Origin of the sequence: Streptomyces corchorusii (genome assembly GCF_001514055.1) — a bacterium.
GTDB classification, from domain to species: Bacteria; Actinomycetota; Actinomycetes; order Streptomycetales; family Streptomycetaceae; genus Streptomyces; species Streptomyces olivaceoviridis.
The window spans coordinates 501,165-527,041 of record NZ_KQ948353.1 but is presented as its reverse complement, the minus strand read 5'-3'; the positions used below and the strand labels follow the sequence as shown (position 1 = coordinate 527,041).

The following is a 25,877-nucleotide window of genomic DNA, read 5'->3' as shown; positions in this document are numbered from 1 at the left end:
AGGCTCTACTCATGCACATCGACATCGACAAGGACGTCTGTATCGGCGCCGGACAGTGCGCGCTGGCCGCGCCGGGCGTCTTCACCCAGGACGACGACGGCTACAGCACGCTCGTGCCCGGACACGAGGACGGCGGGGGCGACCCCATGGTCCGTGCGGCGGCCCGCGCCTGCCCGGTCAGCGCGATCACCGTCCGGGACAGCACCGGCTGACGACCGTCCGGCGGTACGGCGCCCGGACCGCCGTACCGCCGGACAGCACACCTAGCGCACCTTGCGGACGTACCCGGCGCTGCCCGGCGTGGACACGTCCCGGTCCCGGCGGACGATGCTCAGCCGGTCCCCCCAGCGGGCGCGGGCCGCGCGCAGGCCGGCGTCGGTGTACTCGATGTCCACCACCCGGTCGTCGAACGCCTTCGCGTACACCTCGCACTCGTCGTACTGCCCGCACTCCTCCGTCACCGCGAAGTCCAGCCCGGCCTCCTCGCGCCGCCCGGCCAGCTCCGCGGTGTTCTTCTGTCCGACGGCCAGCCGCCGGGCGTGCGCGTGCCGGGACAGCAGCCGCATGAACGCCGTCGCGTCGGACGCGGTGAGCAGCCGGTGGGAGCGGGTGTAGCTGTCGTAGTTGTCGGGCTCGACGGCGTCGAAGCCCTTGTCCGCGCAGCCGTCGATCCAGCGGTTCACCCGGCGCGCCACCCGTTCCCGCTTGGCCGGGGTGCCGATGTCGAGCAGCGGTTCGTTCCAGTCCTCGTCGACGACGACCCGGCCCCGCGCGTCGCGCAGCAGCAGGTCGGCCGGCCAGGAGGAGCGCTCGTCGGGCTGGGCCTGGAAGGCGTTGACGTAGCAGATGGTGTACAGGCCCGGTGCGGGGGAGTCCGAGCGGTCGCGGCTGACGATCCGCACGCCCGCGGGCGGGGGATAGGCACCGCCGATCTGGTAGTCGAACCCGGCGTGCCGCGGGGGCAGCCGCAGCGTGGCGCGCCGGGGCGCGTTCTCCTCCTCCCGCTCGCCGGAGGCGCAGCCGGACAGCGCCGTCACCGCGACGACCAAGGCCGCTGCCAGGGCGCCCAGGGCCGTGCGCGCCCCCGTGGCGCGGTGAACACGTGTCAGGGGCACGTCCGCTCCGTCCTGCCCACGCCGGGCGGCGCGGTACGTGTCAGGATCAGATCGTCCGTACGCTCCGGACGTCAAGTCGGCCCCGCCTCAGGTCGTAGGCTCGGCCGTGACCATCGTCCCGAAGGCAGGAGCAGCAACGATGCAGTACGTGAAGCTCGGTTCCACGGGCCTGGACGTCTCGCGGATCTGTCTGGGCTGCATGACCTACGGACTGCCGGACCGCGGCACGCACGAGTGGACCCTGGACGAGGAGGCGTCCCGCCCGCTGATCCGGCAGGCGCTGGAGGCGGGCATCAACTTCTTCGACACCGCGAACGTCTACTCCGACGGCACCAGCGAGGAGATCGTCGGGAAGGCCCTGCGGGACTTCGCCCACCGCGACGAGATCGTGCTCGCCACCAAGGTGCACGGCCGGATGCGGCCGGGTCCCAACGGGGCCGGGCTGTCCCGCAAGGCCATCATGAGCGAGATCGACCACAGCCTGCGCCGCCTCGGCACCGACTACGTCGACCTCTACCAGATCCACCGCTACGACCACGAGACCCCCATCGAGGAGACGATGGAGGCGCTGCACGACCTGGTGAAGGCGGGCAAGGTCCGCTACATCGGGGCGAGTTCGATGTACGCGTGGGAGTTCTCCAAGGCGCAGTACACCGCCGAGCGGCACGGCTGGACCAAGTTCGTGTCCATGCAGAACCACTACAACCTGCTCTACCGCGAGGAGGAGCGGGAGATGCTGCCCCTGTGCGCGGACCAGGGCGTCGGCGTGCTGCCGTGGAGCCCGCTCGCCCGTGGCCGGCTCACCCGTGACTGGGGCGCGGTGACCGAGCGCAGCGCGAACGACGCCTTCGGCAGCCGGCTCTACCTGGAGGGCGACCACGCGATCGTCGAGGCCGTCACCCGGATCGCCGGCGAGCGGGGCGTGCCGCGCGCCCAGGTGGCCCTCGCCTGGCTGCTGCACCAGGACACCGTGGCCGCACCGATCGTCGGCGCCGCCAAGCCGCAGCACATCGAGGACGCGGTGGCCGCCGTCGAACTGGAGCTCAGCGAGAAGGAGATCGAGGAACTGGAGCGGCCGTACTCGCCGCACGAGATCAGCGGCCACTGACCGGTCGGTGCGGTCCGTGCGGTGCGGACTCCGTGCCGCACGGACCCCCGCCGCCTCCGGGTTCCCGACCCCCCTTTCACTTCCGTGGGGTGTTCCGCGCGCGGTACGGGACGCGGCCCGGCGCCTATCGGGCGGGCGAACAGCGGAAAGGGGGGAAATGGCGGCCCTTGACGAAATGTCAATAGAGAGAATCCGGGGCGGGAAATCCTGAGAATCGGGAGATCGCTTGTTCCGGTGTCTCCGGCTGTGTAAAAGTGCCGCCTCAGGCGGACGTTCGAGCTGCCACGACATCGCCGTACCGCTTGGTATGGACTTATTTCGGCAATGCCCCTGGAGGAATTCGGCCGTGACCGACGCAGGCCTGTCGGACGAGCAGCTGAGCGCCGAACTGAAGAAGTGGACGGGAGCGTCGCCCGCCCTGCGTCCCGTCGGCGAACTCCTCGACCGGCACTGGGCGGCGGCCTTCGCCTACGCCCGGCTGTGCACCGACGGACCGCGCGCCGCCGGCATGCTCACCACCGCCGCCTTCACCCGGCTCTTCGGCGCGTCCCTCCGGCAATCCGGCCCGACCGCGGCCTGGCGGCCCCATGTCCTGGTCGCCGTCCGCCGGATCGCGGCCGAGTGGGACACCGACGGCCGCCGGGAACTCCTCCACCCTGCCCTGCGTTCCGGGGACGGCACCGGCGAGCGGGCCTCGGCCCGGCTGCTGCCACCGCCCGGCCGCAGGCTGCTGTCCCGCGCGTTCCAGCGGGTGCCCGAGACCTCCCGCGTCCTGCTGTGGCACACCGAGGTCGAGGCCGAACCCCTGGCCGTGCCCGCCGCGCTGCTCGGCCTGGACGAGGAGGACGCCCGCGTCGAACTCCGCCGGGCCCGCGAGCGGCTGCGCGAGGAGTGCCTCCAGGCGCACCGCGAACTCGCCCCCGAGGACGACTGCCAGCGCTATCTGCGCATGCTCGACGTGACCTTCCGGCGCGGCGGCACCGACATCGACCCCGACCTGCGCCGGCACCTGGCCGGCTGCTCCCACTGCGCCGGGACCGGCGACCAACTCGCCCGCTTCAACGACGGCCTGGCCCTCGCACTCGCCGAGGCGGTCCTCGGCTGGGGCGCCTGCGGCTACCTGGAGTCCCGGGCGGCGGACACGCGGCAGCCGCCGGCACCGGCCGCCGCCGCCGTCGCACCCGCGGGCCCCCGGGCCGGGGAGGAGTTCGCCCCCGCCGAACCCGCCGAACCCTCCGCACCCGGTGAAGGGCCCGCCCCCGGTCGATCGGCCCACCGACGCCCGTCGTCCGGGGGAGCACGGTCCACCGTTGCCGAGGACACGGACGACGTCGACTCCGGTGTGCCGGGTCTGGGGGGCGCCCGCCGGCCGGCGGGGCGCGGTACATCGCGTGTCCGGCGCGCAGGGGGAGCCTCCTCCGCCGCGACCGACGGCGCCGGGCGCGCTGTGCCCGGTGGGTCCGGTGCGAGGGGTGCACGTCGTGCGGTCGGCCCTGGTGTGTCCTTCGTCCGGCGCCGAGGCGCGGCCTCCTCGGCCGTCGCCGAGGGCATCGAGCGTGCCGGATCCGCCCTGTCGGGTGCGCGGAGCGCCCGGCGCCGCACGCGTGCGAACCCCGTCACCGCCCCGGGCGCGGAAGGCGCCGGGCCGGGGCCCGCCTCCCGCCGTTCCGTCCAGCGCGCCGCCCGCCGGGCCCGGCGCCGGAACCTCGCGCTGGCTGTCCTCACCGTCAGCGGTCTGGTCGTCCTGCCCCTGGCGCTGTGGTCGGCGCTCGGCTCCGACGGCGTGCCGGCGCCCGGCGCCGTCGGGACGCCCTCCCGTACGCCGGGCGGTGACGCCGCCTCCCCGGGTCCCTCCTGGGCCGACCGGAACGCCTCGGGCCACGGCACCCTGCGGGGCCGGCTGCGCAACCTCGCCTCCGGCCTGTGCGTCGGGGTCGTCGGCGACAAGGCCGTCCGGGGCGCCGAGACGGAACTCGCCGACTGCTCCGCCGCCCCGACCCAGCAGTGGACGTACGGGACCGACGGTCTGCTGCGCAGCGGCGCCGCCCCCGGTCTGTGCCTGGACTCCCGCCTCGGCTACTCCGTGCGCCTCGCCCCCTGCACGGCAACCGGCGACGCCGCCCGCGACCTCCACTACGACGTCACCCGCCAGGGCGCCCTTCTGCCGCGCTCCGACCAGGGACTGGCCCTCACCCCGGCCGCCACCGACGGCTCCGGCGCCCTCGTGGTCAAGACCCGCGCCGCGGGCACCGCGCAGCGCTGGGCCGTCGACACCGCCCACCCGGACCTGCGGATGGAGAACGTCGACTGGGACGGCGGTAGGACCCCGGTCCCCCTCTCCGCGCCGCACCGGCCGTGACGTAGGGCGGCCCCCCAGGACGCCGGCGCCGCCGGGTCACGGGTGGTGGTGCGGCGGCGGTGGCGGGATCGTGTCCAGCCGCGGGGCCGGTTCCGGCCAGACCAGCAGGACCGGGCAGGGCGCGTGGTCGACGGCGAAGCGTACGGCCGGTCCCAGGCTCTTCGGGCCCAGCCGGGACCGGTCCCCGTCCCGCGCCAGCACGAGCAGCCCGGCCCCCTCGGCGGCGGCCACGACCTCCCGTTCGACCCGGCCCGACCGCTCCTCGCGCACGCAGGGCCGGCCCAGCCGCTCGGCCGCCGCGTCGAGCAGGGCGGTCGCCGACGTGTCACCGAGCGCTTCGAGGCGGTCACCCGGGTCCTGGCTCCGCCGCCCGAGCAGCCCGGCGAAGGCCCCGTGTGCCACCGCCGGCACGTCCGGCCCGCTCACATGGAGCAGCACCACCTCGGCGTCGCCCGGTGCGTGGGCGCGCACCGCGTCCACGCAGGCGGGCCAGGTGCCTTCCACGAGCCAGGCGATCACACGCATTCCTCGGCCTCCTTCGCCCACTACCCGTCACAGGATTTGCAGCGACCCCCACAGTGCCACCACCGCGATGGCGAGGGAGGAGGGCACGGCGAGCAGCCCCAGCCGGGTGAACTCGCGGAGGTCCACGTCGTGCTCGTGCTGGTGGACGATCCGCCGCCACAGCAGCGTGGCCAGCGACCCGGCGTAGGTGAGGTTGGGGCCGATGTTCACGCCGAGCAGCACCGCCAGGACGGCCCCCGGGCCGACGGGTGCCGCCAGCGGCAGCAGGACCAGGACCGCGGGCAGGTTGTTGATCAGGTTGGCCAGCAGGGCGGCCAGCGCGGCGATCCCGAGCAGCGCGGGCAGCCCGGTGCCGCCCGGCATCACCCGCCCGAGCACGTCCGCGAGCCCGTTGTCGACCACCGCCCGCACCACGATGCCCAGCGCCAGCACGAACGCGAGGAAGGCCGGGGCCGCCGCCCGTACGACGGCCGCCGGACCCGCCTTCCGGCGCACCAGCGCCCGCCCGGCCAGCACCAGCGCGCCCGCCGCGGCCACCCAGGCGGGCTCCACGCCGAACGCCGACGCCACCACGAACCCCGCCAGCGTGCAGCCCACGGTCACCAGCGCGAACAGCGGCAGCTCGGGCGTCTCACCGGTGTCCCGGCCCGCCGGGGCCGCCGCCGCCAGGTCCCGGGCGAAGAACCGTCGGAACACCAGGTACTCGACGCCGATCGCGGCCAGCCACGGCAGCGCCATCAGCGCCGCGAACCGGGTGAAGCTCAGCCCGCTCGCCGCGAACGCCAGCAGGTTCGTCAGGTTGGACACCGGCAGCAGCAGAGACGCCGTGTTCGACAGATGCGTACAGGCGTAGACGTGCGGCTTGGGCCGGACGCCCGTCCGCGCGGCCGTGGCGAAGACCACCGGGGTGAGCAGCACGATCGTCGCGTCCAGGCTGAGGACGGCGGTGATGACCGACGCCAGCGCGAACACCGCCGTCAGCAGCCGCACCGGACGGCCCCCCGCCCATCGCGCCGTCCACGCCCCGCAGGCCTGGAACAGCCCCTCCACGTCACAGAAGTGGGCGAGCACCAGCACCGCCGCCAGGAACCCGACCACCGGGCCGAGCCGCTCCACCTCGGCCCGCGCGTGGTCTAGGGAGATGGCGCCGGTCGCGACGGCGATCCCGGCGGCGGGCACGGCCATGACCGCCTCCGGCCATCCGAAGGGTCGTACGACGGCCCAGGCCAGCACGGCGACCAGCAGTACGGCGGACAGGGCCTCGGCGAGCGGGGTGTTCAGGGCGGGTCCTTCCGAAGTGGATCGAGGGTGCCCGCCCATGAAAACAGACGATCGCGGACGGACTACGACGCCCCGGCGCCCGCCGCGCCCAGGAACTCCGCCCAGCCGCCCGCCGGGGACTGTCCGGGCCCGAGCGTGCGCAGCTTGCGCAGCACCGCCGGATCCTGCGCCTCCAGCCAGGCCACCAGCTGCTTGAAGGACACGAACCGCACGTCGTCGTAGGCGGCCATCTTCCCGATCGCCTCCTCGACGGCGTCCATGTAGATGCCGCCGTTCCAGCGTTCGAAGTGGTTGCCGATGAAGAGGGGCGCGCGGTTGGACTCGTAGGCCCGCCGGAAACCGGCCAGGTAGGTGTCGCGGGCCTGGACGCGCCAGGTGTCGTACTGCGCGCGGTCGCCGAGCGGGTTCCCGCCGGACTGGTTGAACATCATGTTGTAGTCCATCGAGAGGACCTGGAAGGAGTGCCCGGCGAACGGTATGGACTGGAGCGGGAAGTCCCAGAGCCTGCCTCCCTGCACCTTGCCCGGCCAGACCTGGAGGCCGCCGGGGGAACTGGCGTCGTACTTCCAGCCGAGCGCGGCGGCGGTGGGCAGCAGCCGGGCCTGGCCCTCCAGACAGGGGGTACGGCCGCCGATCAGCTCCTTGCGGTAGTCGAAGGGCAACGGGTCGAGGTCGGTGAAGCCGGTGTTGGTCTTCCACTTCGTCACGAAGTCCACCGCCTGGTCGATCTCGCTGCGCCACTCGGCCGGGGACCAGTTGCGCACGCCGGTCGCGCCGCAGAAGTGACCGTTGAAGTGGGTGCCGATCTCGTGGCCCTCCAGCCAGGCCGCGCGCACCTGTTGGAGCGTGGCGTGGATGTGCCGGTCGGCGAGGTAGCCGATCGCGGAGGCGCCGACCGGGTGCTGCGGCGGCCGGTACAGGTGCTTCTTGGACTCGGGCAGCGTGTAGATGCCGCTGAGGAAGAACGTCATCCCGGCGCCGTGGTCGGCGGCCACCTTGCGGAACCGGGAGAACAGCTTGTTGCTCAGCTCGCCCGCGCCGTCCCACGAGAACACCACGAACTGCGGGGGCCGCCGGCCCGGACGCAGCCGCTCCGGCTCCGGCTGGTGCGGCTGGGCGCCGGTGTCGGCGGTGGAGCCGTCGCCGATCGGCTTCACCGGCCGGGCCTGCGCGGTGCCCTTCCCGTCCGCCGGGTCTGGCCCGCCGGTCCTCAGGCCGGTGCCGGAGGAGCAGGCGGCCAGTGTTCCGAGGGCGCCCGCCACCGCCCCGGACGCCAGCATCCGCCTGCGTGAGATCCCGCTCATCTTCTCCCCGATTCCCTGGTCACGGCCCCTGGGGGCCACTTCGCTGTGCGGTCGACCGGGTTCGATGACCGGAGGGCGGGAAAAGATCGCGGCCTGCGGCGGCTGTTGCCGTCCTGTGACAGTTGTGGGCGCCGGCATGCCGAACGCGTCCGGCGCCGGCATGACGGACCCCGCTGCCTCGGGGGAGTGACAGCGGGGTCCGCGCGCGGGGGCGTCGGGTCAGGAGGGCCCGGCGCCGGGGGTGAACACCGTCAGACGGACGGTCGAGGAGTTGCCGGAGACCGGCACGGGGCCGCCCTTCCAGACCACCTTCACCTGGTCCCGCTCGTCCGGCGGAGTCACCAGCAGCGCGGCCGGCGTGGCCGTCTTCGCGCCGCTGACCCCCGGGTTGGAGAAGGTCAGCCCCGCCCAGGCGCTCTGCCCGGGCTTGAGCGTGACGGTCACCGGCGTGCCCGGGGACCGCTTCGGGTCCGGACCGAGCTGGTCACCGGAGGCGCCCACGAAGGCCGCGCCCGGATACCCGTGCAGGGTGCAGGTCCGGGCGGAGGCGTTGGTGAGGACCACGGGGAAGTTCTCCTGGCCGGCGCCCGGGTCGTTGCGGCCCACGGAGGCGCGCAGCTCGGAGGTGTGGCAGCGGGTGCTCGTCGCGGCCGGGGCGGTCGTGGCCGTGGCGCCGCCCGGGGACGTGGTCGTCCGGGGCGCGGCCGGCGAGCCGGTGCCGGTGGCGGAGGAGGCCGTGGCGGGCGGCGCCGGGCTCGTCGTGCCGTCCGTCGCGGGGGCGGCCGTACCCGAGACGGTGGCCGGGGCCTCGCCGTGCTCGCTCGTGCCGTCGCCGCAGGCGGTCAGCAGGCCCAGCACGGCGACCGTGCCCACGAGCAGGGCCCCGTGCCGCGCGGACCGGGGGGTGTACACCATGTCGCTCAACACTCCTGGAGGTCACGGCACGCGACGGGAACGCGTGCCTACGGCGCCGGGTGCGCCGTCCTCTCCGTCCGATGCACGGACCGCCGGAAAAGTTCGGGACGCGCCGGGTTCTGTCGTGTTCTCTTCCCCGCGCCCGCTCCCGGCAGGCGCGTTCAGGCCACCCGCAGCGAACGGAGCACGCCGTCGGCGGCGCCGCCGTCACCCCGCTCGCGCACCTGCACGTACACCTGCGACCGCGCCGCCCCGGCGGCCGGGAGCAGCGCGGACTCGGTGATCGAGCCGCCGTCCGGGCAGTCGTTCCAGGCCCGGACCAGCCCGTGCCAGTCGGTGTCCGTGAAGCCGTGGGCGCCCGTGTAGCGGCAGCCGGGGTGCGCGAGCGCCTTCACCTTCGCGGTGACGTCGCCGCGCCCGCCGACCCCGACGAACACCCCGTCCACGGCGGCCTTCGGATCGGACCAGCCGGACAGGTCGTCGGCCACCACGAGACCCGGTTCGTGCCCCGCCGGCAGCCCGAGCGCGTGCGGGTCCCAGCCGGAGTCGCGCAGCTCGCGGCCCCAGCCGGCGGGCACCCGGAGGGTCACCCGCCCGGTGGCGTCCGCGATCCGCACCCCGTCGTCCGTGCCGCCGTCCCGGTGCAGCGCCACGGTCACCGCCACCGCGGCGGCGGTGGCGGCGAGGACCGCGGCCACGGCCAGCGTCACGGTGTTGAGCCGGCCGCGCACCCCGTCCAGGCGCCGCGCGGGCCGCGCCGACGGACCTGCGGCCAGCCGCTCCAGCTCGTGGGCGAACGCCAGGGCGCCCGGCCAGCGCCGCGCCCGGTCCGGCTCCAGCGCGCGCAGCAGCGCCCGCTCCACGTCCGCGCCGAGCTCCGGCCGCAGCCGCCGGGGCGGTATCACCTTCCCCGGCGGGCCCGGGACGGTCCCGGTGAGCAGTTCGTAGCCGACCGCGCCCAGGCTGTAGACGTCCGCCCGCTCGTCGATGCCCTCGCCCGGCTCGGCCTGCTCCGGCGGCTGGTAGCCCGCCGAACCGGCCGCCAGGGTCAGCACCGACGCCTGTGCGAGGCTCTTGGCCAGCCCCAGGTCGGCCAGCAGCACCCGGCGGGTGCCGTCCGGGGCGGTGTGCAACAGCACATTGGTCGGCTTGATGTCGCGGTGGACTATGCCCGCCTCGTGCAGCGCGGCGGCGCCGCGCGCGGCCTCGGCGGTCAGCGCGAGCGCCTCCCGCACCGGCAGCGGGCCGCCCGCCGGCAGATCGGCGAGGGTCCCGCCGGCGGCGTACTCCATCACGAAGTACGGCCTGCCGTCCGGGAGTTCCCCGATGTCGTAGACCTGCACCACCCGGCTGGACCCGGCCCGGCGCAGCAGCCGCGCCTCGGACAGGAAGCGCTCCCTGATGTCGAGCCGGTGCGACCAGTTCTCGGCGAGGACCTTCACCGCCACGGGGGCCTGGAGCTCGGGGTCGTGCGCGAGCCACACCGTGGCGAAGGCGCCGCTGCCCAGCGGCCGTTCGAGGCGGTGGCGGCCGATCCGCTCCAGGGGGTGCATACGACTATCATGCCTGGCCTGAGATCGACTTGGAGGGGGGCCCGTCCGTGCAGGACCAGGCGCCGACGGAAGACCTCGCCCGGCGCGCCGCCGCCGGCGACAGCGGGGCCCTGGACCGGCTGCTGACCGAGATACGGCCCGAGGTCGTGCGCCGCTGCGCGCGCTTCCTGCCCTGCCGGGAGGACGCCGAGGAAGCCGCGCAGGACGTGCTGCTCCAGGTCGCCCGGCACATCACCGGCTTCCAGGGCCGCAGCCGCTTCGGCACCTGGCTGTACACCGTCGTCGCCAACTGCTGCCGGCAGAAGTACCGCGAGCTGAAACGGCGGGCCGCCGAACAGCCCGCGGCCATCGAGCCCGCACACGCCGTCGACCCGCGCACCACCAGCGTCATCGCCGGCTCCCGGGTGGATCTGCTGGAGGCCCTGGAGCGGCTGGAGCGCGAGCATCCGCATCTGGTGGCGCCGCTGGTCTACCGGGACATCTGCCAGCTGGACTACGCCGAGGCCGCCGAGCGCGCGGGCATCCCGCTCGGCACCCTCAAGTCCCGTCTGCACGAGGCCCGCAAACAGGTGCGGCCCTGGCTGGCCGCCTCCTGAGAGGCGGCCCCGCGGCTACCGGTCCTCCTCGTACAGCGGCAGTTCGGCCCAGATCGTCTTGCCCTCCGGGGTGTGCCGGCTGCCCCAGCGCTGGGTGAGCTGGGCGACCAGCAGCAGGCCCCGGCCGCCCTCGTCGAAGGTCTTCGCCCGGCGCAGGTGCGGCGCGGTGTGGCTGGTGTCGGAGACCTCGCAGATCAGCGTGGTCGCGTCGTGGATCAGCCGGAGCCGGATCGGCCGCGCCCCGTACCGGATGGCGTTGGTGACCAGCTCGCTGACCACGAGCTCCGCCGTGAACGTCGCCTCGCTCAGCGACCAGGCGTCCAGCTGGTCCACGACCTGCTTGCGGATCGGCGCGACCAGCGCCGGGTCGGCGGGGATGTCCCAGGTCGCCACCTGCGAGGCGGGCAGCCCCCGGGTGCGGGCCAGCAGCAGCGCCACGTCGTCCGGTGCGGCCCCGCCCGGGAGCAGGGCGTGCAGGACGAAGTCGCACGCCTCGTCGAGGGAGTCCGTGTCCCGCCCCAGCGCCCGGTGCAGCAGCTCGCGGCTGGCGTCCAGGTCCCGTTCCCGGGACTGCACCAGACCGTCCGTGTACAGGGCGAGGACGGTGCCCTCGGGCAGGTCCACCTCGGTGGACTCGAACGGCAGCCCGCCGAGGCCCAGCGGGGGACCGGCGGGCAGGTCGAGCTGCTGGGGCCGGCCGCCCGGCCGCAGCAGCACGGGCGGCGGATGCCCGGCGCGGGCCAGCGCGCAGCGGCGGGACACCGGGTCGTAGACGGCGTACAGGCAGGTCGCGCCGACCTCGCCCGGACTGCCCTCGGCGCCGGCGTCCTCCGACAGCCGCAGCACCAGGTCGTCCAGGTGGGTGAGCAGCTCGTCCGGGGCCAGGTCGATGTCGGCGAGGGTACGCACGGCGGTGCGGAGCCGGCCCATGGTGGCCGAGGCCTGGATGCCGTGCCCGACGACGTCCCCGACGACCATCGCGACCCGCAGCCCGGACAGCGGGATCACATCGAACCAGTCCCCGCCCACGCCGGCGCGCGCGGCCGGCAGATAGCGGGAGGAGGCGTCCAGCGCGGCCGTGCGCGGCAGCGAGCGGGGGAGCAGGCTGCGCTGGAGCGCGAGCGCCGTCTCCCGTTCGCGCGAGTAGCGGCGGGCGTTGTCGATGCAGACGGCCGCCCGCGCGGTGATCTCCTCGGCCAGCAGCACGTCGTCCGCGGTGAAGGGGTCCGGGCGGCGGTGCCGGGTGAGCACCGCGACCCCGAGGGTGAGTCCGCGGGCCTGGATCGGCACCGACATCGAGGAGTGGATGCCGTACCGCCGCACCCGCTCGCCGCGCACCGGGTGCCAGGCCAGCCACTGGTCCAGGTCACCGGCGGACACGGAGGCGGTGATCGTGCGGCCCGCGGTCATCGAGTCGGCCTGGGGGGAGAGGGCCGGGTACTCCTCCGTCGTCCCGGGCCGGACCACCACCTCCGGCAGGTCCGGCAGCACCGACTGGTGGGCGGCGCGGCGCAGCCGCACCGGCGCGGTGATGCGGGCCGGGGGCTCACCGCCGTACTCCTGCGGGTCCAGCAGGTCGATGGTGACGAAGTCGGCGAGCACGGGCACGCACATGTCGGCCAGCTCCTGCGCGGTACGCGTGACGTCGAGCGTGGTCCCGATGCGCACGCTGGCCTCGTTGAGCAGTTGCAGCCGCTGCCGGGCGCGGTGGTTGTCGGTGATGTCGTGCGCGGCCAGGCACACGCCCCGGACCCGGCCGGCCGGGTCCCGGACCGGCGCCATGCTGGCGAGCCAGGCGTGGGCCCGGTCCTCGCCGCCGGTGCGCATGAAGGTCTGCACGTCCAGGGGCCGGCCCGAGGCCAGCACCCGGAGCATGCTCTCCTCCAGCTCCTCGCTCTGCGGTCTGCCGCCGATCTCCGCGAGCCGCAGCCCGCGTACCCGCTCCTCGGGCAGCCCGACGACGCCGGCCATCGCCTCGTTCATCCGGCGCAGCCGCAGCCGGTCGTCGTAGACGGCGACCGGGCACGGCGACTGGATCAGGCCGGCCTCGGTGAGCGGGTCGTCGGCGGCGGGCGGACCGGTGCCGGTGAGCGGGGTGACCACGAGCCAGTCGCCCGGGTGCTCGTCGTGCGGCGGGCGGTGGTGGGCGAGCAGCCACACGAGGACGGTACGGCCGTCCCGGTGGCGCAATCCGACCGTTCCCGCCCAGCGGGGGCCCGTGGGCGGCACCGGGGTGCCGGCGTCGGCCAGCAGCTCGGCGGCGGGGCGGCCCAGGACGGCGTCGGCCGGGTGGCCGAGCAGGCGGCGGGCGCCCTCGTTCCACTCCACCAGCGTTCCGTCGTGGCCGATGACAGCCCGGGCCGTCGCCGCATCGTCGAACGGATAGACCCGGCTCATCGTCGCCGCTCCCAAGCGCACACTCACAGTGAACAGGTGGCACCACTCGTGTACCAGCCTAGTGCTTCGCGCCCGCCCATGAGCCCCGATTCCCGGCCGCCGGGCCGACCCGTCGAACAGGCCGGGGCGCGGTCAAGGGCCGAATCCGGCCGATGCGCCGCCGACGGTACGCGCAGGGTTCCGGACCCTTGACGATCGTGTGTGGTTGGACGTCAGAATCTGTTTGTTCACGATCAGTTGTGAGTAGTTCTGGGCCCGGACGAGGGAGAGCCGCCCATGTCGGTCACGCGCAGATCGGTTCTGGTCGCAGCCACGGCAGCGCCCGCGGCCGGGACGCTCCTGGACGTCTCCACGGCTCCGGCCGCCCTCGCCGCCGGCGCGTCCGCCGCCGGGGGGCGCCACACCGTGCCCCTGCGCGACGGCTGGCGCTTCGCCCTGGCCGACCCGGACGGCACCGACCCCACCGGCGCCTACGCCCGCGCCGCCGACCCGGGCTACGACGACTCGGCCTGGCGCGAGGTCGCCGTCCCCCACGACTGGAGCATCGAGCAGACCCCCACGACCGACCACGGCACCACCAGCGGCACCGGCTTCTTCCCGGGCGGCCTCGGCTGGTACCGGCTCGCCTTCACCCTCCCGCGCGACTGCGCCGGCAAGCGGATCTCGGTCGAGTTCGACGGCGTCTACATGGACGCCCACGTCTACTGCAACGGCACCGAGGTGGGCCGCCACCCCTACGGCTACACCGGCTTCGCCTTCGACCTCACCGACCTCGTCCACACCGACGGCACCACCGCCGACGTGCTCGCGGTCGAGGTCCGCAACCGGCTGCCCAGCAGCCGCTGGTACTCCGGCAGCGGCATCTACCGCGAGGCCCGTCTGGTGATCACCGAGCCGGTGCACGTGGCCCGCTGGGGCACGTACGTCACCACGCCGGAGGTCTTCGCCGACCGGGCGCTGGTCCGGGTGCGGACCACCGTGCGGAACGCCTCCGGCACCGGCGCGGACGTGGAGGTGCGCTCCCGCGTCGTCGCCCCGGACGGCCGGACCGTCGCCCGTGCGGTCAGCACCGCCGCCGTCGCCGACGAGGCCACCGAGACCCACGAACTGACCGTCCCCGAGCCCCTCCTGTGGGACTTCGCGACCCCGGAGCACCGCTACACCCTGCACACCGAGCTGCGCGTCGGGGGCCGCACCACCGACACCTGCCGCACACCCTTCGGCATCCGCACCTTCCGCTTCGACCCCGAGGAGGGCTTCTCCCTCAACGGCGCGTACACGAAGGTCAAGGGAGTCGACCTCCATCACGACCAGGGCGCGCTCGGCGCCGCGATCAGCATCGACGCCGTGCGCCGGCAGATGCGGATCATGAAGTCGATGGGCGTCAACGCCTTCCGCACCTCCCACAACCCGCCCTCGCCGCAGATGATCCAGGTCTGCGAGGAGCTGGGCATCGTGATGATGGTGGAGGCCTTCGACTGCTGGCGCACCGGCAAGACGACGTACGACTACGGCCGGTTCTTCGACGAGTGGTGCGAACGGGACGCCACCGAGATGGTCCTGGCCGCCCGCAACTCGCCCGCCGTGGTGCTGTGGTCCATCGGCAACGAGATCCCCGACTCCACCTCCACCGCCGGGCTCGCCATGGCGGACCGGATCATCGCCGCCGTCAAGGCCGCCGACGACACCCGGCCGCTCGTCATCGGCTCCGACAAGTACCGGCGCGTACCCGCCAAGGGCTCGGCGGCCGACCTGATGCTCGCCAAACTGGACGGCCTCGGCCTCAACTACAACACGGCCAAGTCGGTGGACGCCCTGCACGCGGCCTACCCGCACCTGTTCCTCTTCGAGTCCGAGTCCTCCTCGGAAACCTCGACCCGCGGCACCTACCAGGAGCCGGAGCACCTCAACACGGGCGAGAACCACACACCCGGCAGGCGGGAGGTCTCCTCCTACGACAACAACCTCGCCTCCTGGACGATGAGCGGCGAGTACGGGCACAAGAAGGACCGGGACCGGAAGTGGTTCGCGGGCCAGTTCCTGTGGTCCGGCATCGACTACATCGGCGAACCGACGCCGTACGACGTCTTCCCGGTCAAGGCGTCCTTCTTCGGCGCCGTCGACACCGCCGGATTCCCCAAGGACATGTACCACCTCTTCCGGAGCCAGTGGACGACCGAGCCGATGGTCCACCTGCTGCCCATGACCTGGAACCACGAGGAGGGCGACACCGTCGAGGTGTGGGCGTACGCCAACGTGCCCACCGTCGAGCTGTTCCTCAACGGAGAGTCCCTGGGAGTGCGGGAGTTCGACGTCAAGCGGACCACCGACGGCCGCGGCTACCTGGAGACCACCGAACCCACCGGCGACGACAAGACCTTCACCGACGGCCCCTACCCGGGCAGTTACACCAGCCCCAACGGCAGCGCGGGCAAGCTGCACCTGACCTGGAAGGTGCCGTACCGGCCGGGTGAGCTGAAGGCGGTGGCCCGGCGGGACGGCAAGGCCGTCGCCACCGACGTGCTGCGTACGGCCGGCGCCCCGCACGCCGTACGGCTCACCGCCGACCGCACGTCCCTCGCCGCCGACGGCCGTTCGCCGGCCTTCGTCACCGCCGAGATCGTCGACGCGCACGGCGTGGTCGTGCCCGACGCGGACCACCTCATCGCCTTCGACGTCACCGGCGGCTCCCTGGCCGGCGTCGACAACGGCCGCCAGGAGAGCGCCGAGCGCTACCAGGCGAGCACCCGCACCGCCTTCCACGGCAAGGCCCTCGCCATCGTCCGCTCCGGCACCCGGCCCGGCACCCTGAAGGTCACCGCCCGGGTGGACGGCCTGCGCGCGGGCACGGCCCGCCTGGCCATGAGCCCGGCCCGCTCGGCCGCCACGACCGAACCCGCCGGCTTCCGGCCCGACCACCCGACGCCGCCCGGCTACCCGTACGCCGACGCCGGTTACTCCGGCCGTCCGGACACCCTGCCCGCCGCGATGCTGGACGGCGACCCGGCCACCGGCTGGTCCAACGCCTTCGTCAAGCAGGCCACCGCGCTGCTGCCGGCGTTCAGTGGGGCCCGGCCGAAGGACTGGGTGTCCGTCGACTTCGGGCGCACCCGGACCGTCGACCGGCTCGCGGTCTCCTTCACCGTCGACGCCGGCCACACCCTGCCCGCGCGGGCCGAGGTGACGGTGTGGGACGGCCGCGCCTGGGTCCCGGTGACCGGGACGAAGGTGGAGTGGGCCACCGCCTCCGACAGCCCGACGGCCATCACCTTCGACGCGGTACGCGGCTCCCGGCTGCGGCTGACGCTCACCAGCGCGTACCCGGGCCAGACGAAGGGGGCGGTGCGGATCAGCCGGCTCGACGTGTGACGGGGCGGGCACGGCCCGGGGGCGGTCAGGCGGCGTCGCTGTTCCACCATGAGGAACTCGCCGGGGGCGTGGCTGAACAGGAGCTGCGCCGACCGTTCCCGCCCGGACATGCTCAGCCCTGGCCGGTACCGCACCGAGCCCCCTTTGACCTGGGCGTATTTACGCGTGAGTACCCGCGCGGTACCGTGAGGGGCATGCCAGCTCTCAACGTGGAGTTCAGCGAACGGGAACTAGAGGACCTGCGGCAGATCGCCAAGGAGCGCGGTACGTCGATGAAGGCCCTCGTGCGCGAGGCCGCCGCCGCCGACATCGCCCGGCACCGGGCCCTCCAGGAGGGCGCGGAGGCGTTCCGCCGCTTCTTCGCCGGCCATGCCGAGGAGTTCGCGGCGGCCTTCCCCGACGACGAGCGCCCCGCCAGGGGCGAGGCCGCCTGAGTGATGCCCTCCGTCATCCACATCGACGTCCCGTGGCTGCTCCAGCGGCACGAGGAGGTCTTGCCCGACCAGCCCGCCGTGGACGACTTCTCCGCGCTGGTCGCCGCCGTCGCCCGGCACCGGGTGGACCCGCCCCGGCTCGGCGTGGACTCCGACGCCGCCTGGCGCGCCGCCGCGCTGCTGCACACCCTCGCCGTGCTCAAGCCGCTGCCCGCGGCCAACGCCCGCTTCGCCTGCGCCACCGCCGTGGCCTACATGTTCGTCAGCGGCGTCGGCATCGACCCGCCCTACGGCGCCCTCGTCGACCTGGCCCGCGACCTGATCTCCGGCAAGACCGACGTGTACGGCGCCGCCGACCGGCTCCGCTCCTGGCAGATCTGAGGCGGCCGGACCCGCCCCGCCCCCGGCCGGCGGGGGAAGCCGCCGGGAGCCGCCGGCCGGGAGCGGGCCTTTCCGAGGAGGACCGGCACCCAGTCCACCACCGGGCCGCCCGCCGTGGGAGCGTGCGCGTCCGGCGGGCGCGTGCGCACGCTTCACACGGGGCGCATGAGGAATCCGGCCGCTTCCGCGACAACCGCAGGCCGTGGCCCCGATTCTGACTTTCTTTCAAACCGGCTGATGTCCTCCGTGCGCCTTGTTGCCCCTGTGGCATTTGTGCAAGGGTGCGAACGCGGTGAATTTCCCGCTCGCACACGCGCCAGAAGGAATCCGCTCCGTGCCCACCCCCCACCCCCCTCGTCCTCCCTATCCGCCGTCCGGCGCCGATCCCGGGGAATCCGACGAGTTCCTCGCCGGCCCGCTGCGGGCCGGCTCCGACGCGGAGGCCTCCCGGTCGGCCGCCCTCCTGATGGCCCGGCACTGGCAGCCGGCCCAGGAGTACGCGGTCATCTGCCTGGCCGCCTCCGGACCCCTCGCCCACATGGTCACCGCGACCGCCTTCCACCAGGTCCTCGGCCGGCTGGCGCTCGGCGAACCCGCCGACGCGCTGCGGCCCCGCCTGCTGGTGGCCGTCCGTGACACGGTCCTGAACTGGTCCGGCACCGACCGGATCACCGCCGTGCTCCCCGGACTCGGCAAACCCGCCGGGGGCCGCGGGATGCGGGCCGCGCAACCGCTCGTACCGGAGAACCGCGCCCTCTCCGACCGTTCCTTCCACGGCCTTTCCCGCCTGGAACGGGCCCTGTTGTGGCACGTCGAGGTCGAGGCCGAACCGCTGGACGTGCCCGCCGGACTGCTCGGCGTGGACATCCGCAACGCCGCCGCCGCGCTCGAACAGGCCCGGGAGAAATTCCGCGAGGGCCTGGTACGCGCCCACCGGGAACTCGCGCCCGGCAAGGACTGCCGTTACTACAACCGCCTGCTCGACGTCCCGATCCGCCGGGGCGGCGCGCTGCTGCCCGACGTCCAGGAGCATCTGGCCGGCTGCGCCTACTGCCGGCACGCGGCCGAGCAACTCGGTCACGCCGACGCGGCATTGGGCGTGCTGCTCGCCGAGGCCGTGCTCGGCTGGGGCGCCCGCCGCTACCTCGACTCGCGCCCCGGCCGCCGCCCCGGCCCCGCCCGCGGCGGCTCCCGGCGGTCCGGCGGACGCCGGCGCGGCACAGAGGAGGGCGGAAGGGGGCTGCCGGCCCGGTTCCTCGCCGGGGTGTCCGCGCACCGGGCACCCGGCACCGCCTGGTCGTCCCGGACGCTGCTGACCGGGGTCGGCGTGGCCTCCGCCGGGCTGCTCGCCACCGTCCTCGCGGTCGGCGTGTGGCCGGACGGCGACGACGGCACCGCCCCCGTCGCCTCCAGTGCCGTCCCCGGCGCGTCGGCTCCGTCGGGCACCCCGGGCCTGCCCGCCGCCGGCCGGCCGGGTCCGCTGCGCAACGCCGCCGGCCGGTGCCTGGACGTCAAGGGCACGCCGGAGGCGGGGGCGAGCGCCGTGCTCGCCGAGTGCTCCGGCTCGGCCACGCAGCGGTGGACGTACGAGACCGACGGGCTGCTGCGCAGTGCCGCCGGCACCGGTCTGTGCCTGGACTCGCACGCCGACGCCGGCGTGGTGCTCCTCGGCCGCTGCGCCGGCGCCGGGTCGGAACGGGGCGACGACGTGCGCTACGACCTCACCGCGGAGGGCGAGTTGCTGCCGCGGTGGGACCGGACGCTCGCGCTCGCCGCCGGCGGCGACCGGGCGGGGGCCGACCTGGTCGTCAAGGTCCGGGACGGGTCCGCCGGCCAGCGCTGGATCTCCGGCGGCTCGGCGTAGGGCTGCGGCAGGTCACCACACCGGCTGCCGGCCCGTCGCGGACCGGCAGCCGGCACCGGCATCGGGGCACGCGAGGGCCCGGCGCTCCGGTGCCCGCCGGGATATCGGACCCGCAGCAGTGGATGGGCGGTCCCGTTGGCGACTTCGCCGCCCGTGTCCCGGCCGGGCCGCACGCCGGTACCGGCCCGCGGCCCTCAGGGGGCCGCGCCGCCGTCGGCTTCCAGGTCCGACCGCGTCACCGTACCCGGGCGCGCGTGGCCCGACAGGGCCAGGGTCAGGTCGAACTCCGCGAGGAGGCAGCGGATGACGTGCTCCACGCCCGCCTGGCCGTCCAGGCCGAGGCCGTAGACGTACGGGCGCCCGAGCAGGACCGCCCGTGCGCCCAGGGCCAGGGCCTTGAAGACGTCGTCGCCGGTGCGCACCCCGCTGTCGAACAGCACCGTCAGCCGGTCGCCCACCGCGTCCGCGACCCGGGGCAGCGCGTCGGCCGCCGCGACCGAACCGGCCACCTGCCGGCCGCCGTGGTTGGAGACCACCACACCGTCCATCCCGGCGTCGGCGGCGAGCCGGGCGTCGTCCGGGTGCAGGACGCCCTTGAGGACGATCGGCCCGTCCCAGTGCTCCCGCAGGAAGGCCAGGTCCGGCCAGGTGTGGCTCGCGTCCCCGAACAGGCCGAGGAAGTGCAGCACCGCCGCGTTCGGGTCCTCGTGCACCGGCTTGGCCAGACCCGCCTGGAACGCCGGGTCGGTGAAGTAGTTGGCGGTGCCCACGCCGTGCACGAACGGCAGGTAGGCCTGGTCCAGATCGCGGGGCCGCCAGCCCAGCAGCGGAGTGTCCAGCGTGACGACCAGCACCGAGAAGCCGGCCGCCCGGGCCCGGGCGAGGAAACTCCGGGTCACCTCGCGATCCTTGCCCCAGTACAGCTGGAACCACCGCTCGGCGTCCCCCATCGCCTCGGCGACCTGCTCCATCGGCGTGCTCGACGCCGACGACAGGACGTACGGCACGCCCTGTGCGGCGGCGGCCCGGGCGGCGGCGGTCTCGGCGTCCGGGTGCATGAGCGACAGCACGCCGACGGGAGCGAGGGCGAGCGGTGCCGGCAGGGTCCGCCCGAGCACCTCGGTGGTGAGGTCGCGCTCGTGCACGTCCCGCAGCACGCGCGGCACGATCCGGCGCCGGGCCAGGGCCGCCCGGTTGGCGCGGGCCGTGCCGCCGTCGCCCGCGCTGCCCGCCACATAGCCCACCGGGCCCGGGCCGAGCCGGTGTTCGGCCAGCTCCTCCAGCCGGGTCAGGTCGGTGGGGAGCCGGGGCACGGCCCCGGTCATCCCGTTCAGGTAGATCTCGTACTGGAAGTCCGCCCAGTGCTGTGCCATCCGTCAACTCCCGCGCGTCGTCGGCCGCGTGCGCCCCCGACGATACCGACCGGTACGTCGGAGGCCCGCCACGGGACCGCGTCAGCCGGCCCCGCCCGCCGGCACGGGCGCGGGGGCCTCGACGGCGGCTCCCGGACCGGTGATCGGCGGCACCGGGACCTCGACCGTGCGGACCAGCCGGGCGCCCTCGGGGCCGTACGCGGCACGGGGTTCGGGGAACAGCCACAGCAGCGCCAGGAAGAGCACCGCGGCCGTCGCCAGCGAGAGCGGCAGGCTGATGTCGACGCCGTGCGCCAGATCGCCCAGCGGACCCACGAACTGGCCCGGGATGTTCGTGAACAGCACACCGATGAGCGCCGACACCCACCACGCGGTCATGCCGCGCCAGTTCCAGCCGTGCGCGAACCAGTAACGGCCGCCGCGCTGACGGCGGTTGAAGACCTGGAGCGCGTCCGGGTCGTACCAGCCGCGGCGGGTCCAGAAGCCCAGCATCATCACGACCATCCAGGGCGTGGTGCAGGTGATGATCATGGTGGCGAAGGTGGAGATCGACTGCACCAGGTCCAGGCCGAACCGGCCGACGAAGATGAACGCGATCGACAACACGCCGACCAGCAGCGTCGCCTGGACCCGCGACAGCCTCGGGAACACCGAGGAGAAGTCGAGACCGGTGCCGTACAGCGAGGTCGTGCCCGTGGACATGCCACCGATCAGCGCCAGCAGACACACCGGCAGGAAGAACCAGCTCGGCGAGATCGCCAGCAGCCCGCCCACGAAGTCCGGCGCGGCCGGGTCGACGTACTTCGGCGCCTTCGTCGCCACGATGCTGGCCGTCGCCAGACCGAACACGAACGGCAGCAGCGTCGCGAGCTGGGACAGGAACGCGGCCCCGACCACCCGGCGGCGCGGGGTGGCGGCCGGGATGTAGCGCGACCAGTCGCCGAGGAACGCGCCGAACGACACCGGGTTGGACAGCACGATCAGCGCCGCGCCGATGAAGGACGGCCAGAACATCGACCGCGTCGCCGCGTCCGCCGAGGCGGTGAACACCCCGGCGTACGACGGGTCGAAGTCACCGGCGAACGCGACGGCGCCGAGCAGGAAGAGCACGCTCGCCGAGGTCACCGCGATCTTGTTGATGAACAGCATGAACCGGAAGCCGTAGACGCACACCGCGAGCACCAGACCGGCGAAGAGCGCGTACGCGACGACGTACGACAGGTTGCCGCGCTCCAGGCCGAACAGCCGGTGCGCGCCGCCGACCAGGGCGTCGCCCGAACTCCACACCGACAGCGAGAAGAACGCGACGGCGGTCAGCAGGGACAGGAACGAACCGACCACCCGGCCGTGCACCCCGAGGTGCGCCGAGGACGACACGGCGTTGTTGGTGCCGTTGACCGGGCCGAACACCGCCATCGGGCACAGGATCAGCGCGCCCGCGAGGACACCGAGCACGGTGGCCGCGAGGCCCTGCCAGAAGGAGAGCCCGAACAGGATCGGGAAGGCGCCGAGGACACAGGTGGAGAAGGTGTTGGCGCCGCCGAAGGCGAGCCGGAACAGGTCCAGCGGGGTCGCGGTGCGGTCGGCGTCGGGGATGCGTTCGACACCGTGGGCCTCGACCTCGGTCAGGGCGGATGCCGACGAGGAGGCGGACGCGGCGGGTGGTGCGGGCTGTGCGGACACGGGCGCTCCAGCGGGGACGGCAGCGGGGTGCGCCGACGGTACGGCGGGCGGAACCGTGCGATCCAGAGGACGGTTCATCCAAATTTCGCGCCGCTCATGGATGAATCGCCCATGGGCCGGGCGACGGGAGCACCGGCGTCTGGTGATCACTTCATGAACACGAGGAGTCATGAAGGGGCGTGACGCGGTCGGAGCCGGAATGTTTCAGGACGATTAACGAAGAGCTGTCTTTCGGCCAACTGGCCGCTTCCACAGCGGGGCAACCGCTTGGTTCCGGGGTCACGGCGTTCGAATTCCGTGACTTCACGCCACTGATTCAACACGAAAGGTTACTGAAACCCATGGGTTCGATGTGAGTTTCCGCCAGGGAGTCGGCAGAGTGGCGCTCGCCGCTCCGGCGCCCGACCGGGCCGGAGCCGGCGACCCGACTGTTCGAGCGGAAGGATGCACACAATGCGGAACACCGCGCGCTGGGCAGCGGCCCTCGGCCTCACCGCCGCCGCCGTCTGCGGACCCCTGACCGGGGCCGCCGTCGCCGCACCGGGCGCCGCCCCGGCGTCGCTCTACGCCCCCTCGGCGCTGGTGCTCACCACCGGCCACGGCGACGACGCGGCCACGGCCACCCCGGAGCGCGCCGTCACCCTCACCTGCGCCCCCACCGCCTCCGGCACCCACCCGGCCGCCGCCCAGGCCTGCGCCGAACTGCGCGGCGTCGGCGGCGAACCGGACGCGCTGAAGCCGGCCGACGACGTGATGTGCGCCAAGGTCTACGACCCCGTCGTCGTCACCGTCCAGGGTGTCTGGCAGGGCAAGCGCGTCTCCTACGAGCGCAGCTTCGACAACGCGTGCATGAGGGATGCCGTCGGCGGCGGTCTGTTCGCCTTCTAGGACCGGGATCGCACGGGTACCCGTGACGTCGGATCAGGCCCGCAACTGGGGAGTGCGGCCCCCTGGAGCGGGGAACCTGCGATCTCGCGCCGGGGCCGGCGGGCGGAGTGGGGCCGCCCGCCGGGCCCGGGCACACAGCCGCTCCCCGGGCCGGTCCGTGGGGGACCGCCCGGGGAGCGGCGAGAAACAATCGGTTTCAACGAGCTGTTCAGGCCTTGCGCCGGTGACTCGTGTCGCACCAGGGGTAGCGGCGACTGCGCCGGCAGGTACACAGAGCGACGCGGAAGCGGTCCGAGGAGACCGTGGTCCCGTCCTCCAGCTCGATCTCCACGGGCCCTTCCACGAGGAGGGGCCCGCGCCGCTGCACGGTGATCCGCCGCGCCCGGTCGGCCGGAGCGCCGGCCGCCGGGCCGGCGGGGGCGGTGTCCGCCGTGGAGCCGGCGGAGGCTGCCGCGCGGTCCGCGGCGTCAGCAGGGTCGTTCGGCACGGATGACCACCAGTTCTTCCCTGTCCTCGGCCGGCGCGAGCAGCCCGCTCCGGCGCAGCCAGTCCTCCCGGGAGCGCAGCACCGGGCCGAAGGCGATCCAGCGGCGCCGGACCACCGAGGCCTTCAGGCCCGCCGCCCGCAGCAGCTCCAGGGTGCGGTCGGAGCCGCTCAGCGCCGAGTGCACGATCAGCAGCACCCCTCCCGGGCGCAGCAGCGCCGGCGCGTCCCGGCAGATCCGGTCCAGCAGCAGCCGCCCGTCGCGCCCGGCGTCCCAGGCCCGGGCCCGCCCGTGCGGCCCTCGCCCGGCGTCGGGCGCCGGCACGTAGGGCGGGTTCGCCAGGATGAGGTCGTACGTCCGGTCCCGCACCGGTGCGAAGAGGTTGCCGCGCCGGATGCGTACCGGCAGCCGGGTCAGCCACGCGTTCAGCCGGGCCGTCCACACCGCCCGCCGGGACACGTCCACCGCGGTCACCTCGGCGCCCTGCCGGGCCGCCTCCAGGGCGAGCGCACCGCTCCCGGTGCCGACGTCCAGCACCCGGGCGCCGGGCGGCGGCCCCTCCTCGCGGAGGGCCTCGGCCAGCAGCTCCGTATCGTCCTGCGGGGCGTACACACCCGGAAGCACCAAAGCGATCACATCGCGCGGGTACCCCGGTGCTCAGGATGTATGGGAAACCTCCTGTTCCAGGGGTGTCCGCACGGGGGAGTCCGGGGCTGTGCGCCCGGGGGAGTCCAGGGGGGTCCGCAGGGACGACCGTCCCGCGCGCCAGTTGGCCAGCAGCCGCCGGGCCAGCCGGTCCTCCAGATACTCGGTCGCGTCGATCCCGAAGGCGATGTCCGGCGCCAGCTCCGGTTCCTCGGCGAGCAGTCCACCGATCACCTCGTGCCGGACGACCTGCTCGTGCACCGCGTCCGCCTCCACGTGCTCGTCGTAGAAGAACTCCGCGGCCGGGCCGGCGCCGGTGCGGCGCATCGCCTCGGCCAGCCGGCGGGAGCCGGGCGAGGAGGTGATCTCCACCTCGGCGAAGTGGCCCACCAGCGCGCCGCGCAGGTCGCGGTGCAGGCCGAACAGGGACATCAGGTTGACGACGGCCAGCATCTCGGCCGGGGCCGCGTCCAGGTGGCGGCCGTACGCGGTGTCCAGGCCCAGGTCCGTCATCAGGTCGGCGAACAGGCGCGCGTGCACCCGCTCGGCCCGGCCGCCGCCGAACTCGTCGTACTCCACCGCGGCCATCGCCGCCTTCGCCCGGCCCCACAGCCGCGGCAGCACCCAGGCGTGCGGGTCGGCCTCCTTCAGGTGGTACAGCGAGCGCAGCGCCGCGTACTCCCGCAGCTGCCACAGCTCGCCCTCGGCACACAGGAAGTGGGTGACCCCCGTGCCCTCGGCCGGCTCGACCAGCAGGGCGGCGAGCGCGTCGTCCAGGCTGTCGTGGACCGGGGTGTCGGCGCGCAGCGCGGCACCGAAGCGGTGTTCCAGCACGGCCCGGACCCGCAGCAGCTCCGGGTCCCACTCGGTCTCCGGCGGCACACCGGCGAAGCCGCGGTAGTGCAGTTCGTAGCAGAGGTACAGGGCGAGCTGGAGGTCGTCGCCGTACGGATCGGCGGCCCGGGCGCCCGCGGGGTCGGGAAGCGGGCCCGTGCCGCGCAGGTACGCGGTGACCGCGGCGGAGAGCGGGCCTCGGGGCGGGGGCAGCAGGGGTCCTCGCACGTGGTGGTTCATGCGGTCCGGGTACCCGCCGCGCAGGAATGCACTAGTGATCGACTCCGGGTGTGGTCAGCGGGCCGGCCGTGCACCGGAGGGTGCTGGAGCGGATGGACGCGATGCTCTCCGAGACTGGGATCGAGACCGAGACCGACGACGAGGGCCGCCCGGCCGCCTCCGGCCGGGTCGCCGGTGTGGTCGTCACCGACTGCTCGCACCGCACCGAACCGGCCCTGCCGTGGCCGCGAACCCGTACGGGGTGGCGCGGGCGCCGGCGGAGCGCCCCGTGGGCGCGCCGCCCGGCTGACCTCGGTCGCCCTTCCTCAGTCGCCCTTCGCCTGCTCCTGCGCTGTGGGGCTCGGGGTGATGGTGTCTCCGGCCTCGCCCGAGGCGGACTGGTCCTCGTCGCGCCTCTCGGCCTCCTCGACCTCCCGGAGCACCTCCTCCAGGGCCGTCTCCGGCCGGTCCTCGTGGTCGTCGTGCCCGTTCCCGCCAGGCATGGCGTCTCCTTCCGTCGGCGAGGTGATCTCCCCTGCGGGTTACCCG

22 protein-coding genes are annotated in these 25,877 nt (G+C 74.3%); 9 read left to right on the top strand and 13 right to left on the bottom strand.

Features of this window, described 5'->3' with window-relative positions:
• The first annotated feature begins 11 nt into the window (after positions 1–11).
• Positions 12–212, top strand: a complete 201-nt coding sequence (locus AQJ11_RS09360) for a ferredoxin (RefSeq protein WP_014676634.1) — start codon at positions 12–14, stop codon at positions 210–212.
• A 51-nt stretch (positions 213–263) separates the two neighbouring features.
• Here AQJ11_RS09360 and AQJ11_RS09355 read toward each other — a convergent pair whose 3' ends face one another.
• Positions 264–1,115 (bottom strand): endo alpha-1,4 polygalactosaminidase, encoded by an 852-nt coding sequence (locus AQJ11_RS09355; protein ID WP_059262548.1) that lies wholly within the window; start codon positions 1,113–1,115, stop codon positions 264–266.
• A 139-nt stretch (positions 1,116–1,254) separates the two neighbouring features.
• On the opposite strand from AQJ11_RS09355, the gene AQJ11_RS09350 reads away from it, so the two are divergent.
• Both AQJ11_RS09350 and AQJ11_RS09345 read left to right on the top strand, forming a co-directional pair.
• Positions 1,255–2,223 (top strand): aldo/keto reductase, encoded by a 969-nt coding sequence (locus AQJ11_RS09350; RefSeq protein ID WP_059262547.1) that lies wholly within the window; start codon positions 1,255–1,257, stop codon positions 2,221–2,223.
• 346 nt (positions 2,224–2,569) lie between these two features.
• On the top strand, positions 2,570–4,582 hold the full coding sequence (locus AQJ11_RS09345; protein ID WP_059262546.1) for an RICIN domain-containing protein: 2,013 nt from the start codon (positions 2,570–2,572) through the stop codon (positions 4,580–4,582).
• Between the two features lie 36 nt (positions 4,583–4,618).
• On the opposite strand, the gene AQJ11_RS09340 is transcribed toward AQJ11_RS09345, so the two are convergent.
• The 5 genes from AQJ11_RS09340 to AQJ11_RS09320 all read right to left on the bottom strand — a co-directional run bounded on the left by AQJ11_RS09340 (position 4,619) and on the right by AQJ11_RS09320 (position 10,160).
• Entirely contained in the window at positions 4,619–5,107 is a 489-nt protein-coding gene (locus AQJ11_RS09340) for a universal stress protein (protein WP_014676638.1), read from the bottom strand.
• Positions 5,108–5,134: 27 nt separating this feature from the next.
• A complete protein-coding gene (locus tag AQJ11_RS09335) occupies positions 5,135–6,427 on the bottom strand; it encodes an SLC13 family permease (protein ID WP_059262545.1) in 1,293 nt (430 codons plus the stop codon).
• Between the two features lie 23 nt (positions 6,428–6,450).
• Complete coding sequence (locus AQJ11_RS09330) at positions 6,451–7,692, bottom strand: polysaccharide deacetylase family protein (RefSeq protein WP_175252335.1); 1,242 nt, start codon at positions 7,690–7,692, stop codon at positions 6,451–6,453.
• Positions 7,693–7,911: 219 nt separating this feature from the next.
• The gene (locus AQJ11_RS09325) at positions 7,912–8,607 is read right to left on the bottom strand and encodes a DUF4232 domain-containing protein (protein ID WP_059262544.1); all 696 of its coding nucleotides are present in this window, start codon (positions 8,605–8,607) and stop codon (positions 7,912–7,914) included.
• A 161-nt stretch (positions 8,608–8,768) separates the two neighbouring features.
• Entirely contained in the window at positions 8,769–10,160 is a 1,392-nt protein-coding gene (locus AQJ11_RS09320; protein ID WP_059262543.1) for a serine/threonine-protein kinase, read from the bottom strand.
• 47 nt (positions 10,161–10,207) lie between these two features.
• Between AQJ11_RS09320 and AQJ11_RS09315 the strand changes: the two genes are divergently transcribed.
• Positions 10,208–10,756 (top strand): RNA polymerase sigma factor, encoded by a 549-nt coding sequence (locus AQJ11_RS09315; RefSeq protein WP_014676643.1) that lies wholly within the window; start codon positions 10,208–10,210, stop codon positions 10,754–10,756.
• Positions 10,757–10,771: 15 nt separating this feature from the next.
• On the opposite strand, the gene AQJ11_RS09310 is transcribed toward AQJ11_RS09315, so the two are convergent.
• Positions 10,772–13,153, bottom strand: coding sequence for a SpoIIE family protein phosphatase (locus AQJ11_RS09310; RefSeq protein ID WP_059262542.1), 2,382 nt, complete (start codon positions 13,151–13,153; stop codon positions 10,772–10,774).
• 276 nt (positions 13,154–13,429) lie between these two features.
• Here AQJ11_RS09310 and AQJ11_RS09305 point away from each other — a divergent pair, with 276 nt between their 5' ends.
• The 4 genes from AQJ11_RS09305 to AQJ11_RS09290 all read left to right on the top strand — a co-directional run bounded on the left by AQJ11_RS09305 (position 13,430) and on the right by AQJ11_RS09290 (position 19,201).
• Positions 13,430–16,522, top strand: coding sequence for a glycoside hydrolase family 2 TIM barrel-domain containing protein (locus AQJ11_RS09305; protein WP_059262541.1), 3,093 nt, complete (start codon positions 13,430–13,432; stop codon positions 16,520–16,522).
• A gap of 194 nt (positions 16,523–16,716) precedes the next feature.
• Positions 16,717–16,956, top strand: a complete 240-nt coding sequence (locus AQJ11_RS09300; RefSeq protein ID WP_014676647.1) for a hypothetical protein — start codon at positions 16,717–16,719, stop codon at positions 16,954–16,956.
• A gap of 3 nt (positions 16,957–16,959) precedes the next feature.
• Positions 16,960–17,337, top strand: coding sequence for a toxin Doc (locus AQJ11_RS09295; RefSeq protein WP_041666033.1), 378 nt, complete (start codon positions 16,960–16,962; stop codon positions 17,335–17,337).
• Positions 17,338–17,671: 334 nt separating this feature from the next.
• Positions 17,672–19,201 carry an RICIN domain-containing protein gene (locus AQJ11_RS09290; protein WP_059262540.1) on the top strand — a complete coding sequence of 510 codons (1,530 nt, stop codon included), beginning with the start codon at positions 17,672–17,674 and terminating at the stop codon, positions 19,199–19,201.
• Between the two features lie 194 nt (positions 19,202–19,395).
• Here AQJ11_RS09290 and AQJ11_RS09285 read toward each other — a convergent pair whose 3' ends face one another.
• Positions 19,396–20,574, bottom strand: a complete 1,179-nt coding sequence (locus tag AQJ11_RS09285) for a lactate 2-monooxygenase (RefSeq protein ID WP_014676650.1) — start codon at positions 20,572–20,574, stop codon at positions 19,396–19,398.
• Positions 20,575–20,655: 81 nt separating this feature from the next.
• Positions 20,656–22,257 (bottom strand): purine-cytosine permease family protein, encoded by a 1,602-nt coding sequence (locus tag AQJ11_RS09280; protein ID WP_059262539.1) that lies wholly within the window; start codon positions 22,255–22,257, stop codon positions 20,656–20,658.
• Between the two features lie 453 nt (positions 22,258–22,710).
• Here AQJ11_RS09280 and AQJ11_RS09275 point away from each other — a divergent pair, with 453 nt between their 5' ends.
• Positions 22,711–23,145 (top strand): protease inhibitor, encoded by a 435-nt coding sequence (locus AQJ11_RS09275; protein WP_059262538.1) that lies wholly within the window; start codon positions 22,711–22,713, stop codon positions 23,143–23,145.
• A 208-nt stretch (positions 23,146–23,353) separates the two neighbouring features.
• Here the strand turns inward: AQJ11_RS09275 and AQJ11_RS50305 are convergent, their stop codons facing one another.
• The 4 genes from AQJ11_RS50305 to AQJ11_RS49750 all read right to left on the bottom strand — a co-directional run bounded on the left by AQJ11_RS50305 (position 23,354) and on the right by AQJ11_RS49750 (position 25,831).
• Positions 23,354–23,518 (bottom strand): CDGSH iron-sulfur domain-containing protein, encoded by a 165-nt coding sequence (locus AQJ11_RS50305; RefSeq protein ID WP_103816469.1) that lies wholly within the window; start codon positions 23,516–23,518, stop codon positions 23,354–23,356.
• 94 nt (positions 23,519–23,612) lie between these two features.
• On the bottom strand, positions 23,613–24,242 hold the full coding sequence (locus tag AQJ11_RS09265) for a HemK2/MTQ2 family protein methyltransferase (protein WP_059262750.1): 630 nt from the start codon (positions 24,240–24,242) through the stop codon (positions 23,613–23,615).
• Between the two features lie 45 nt (positions 24,243–24,287).
• Positions 24,288–25,349, bottom strand: coding sequence for an iron-containing redox enzyme family protein (locus tag AQJ11_RS09260; protein ID WP_059262537.1), 1,062 nt, complete (start codon positions 25,347–25,349; stop codon positions 24,288–24,290).
• A 305-nt stretch (positions 25,350–25,654) separates the two neighbouring features.
• Entirely contained in the window at positions 25,655–25,831 is a 177-nt protein-coding gene (locus AQJ11_RS49750) for a hypothetical protein (protein WP_014676657.1), read from the bottom strand.
• Positions 25,832–25,877 lie beyond the last annotated feature (46 nt).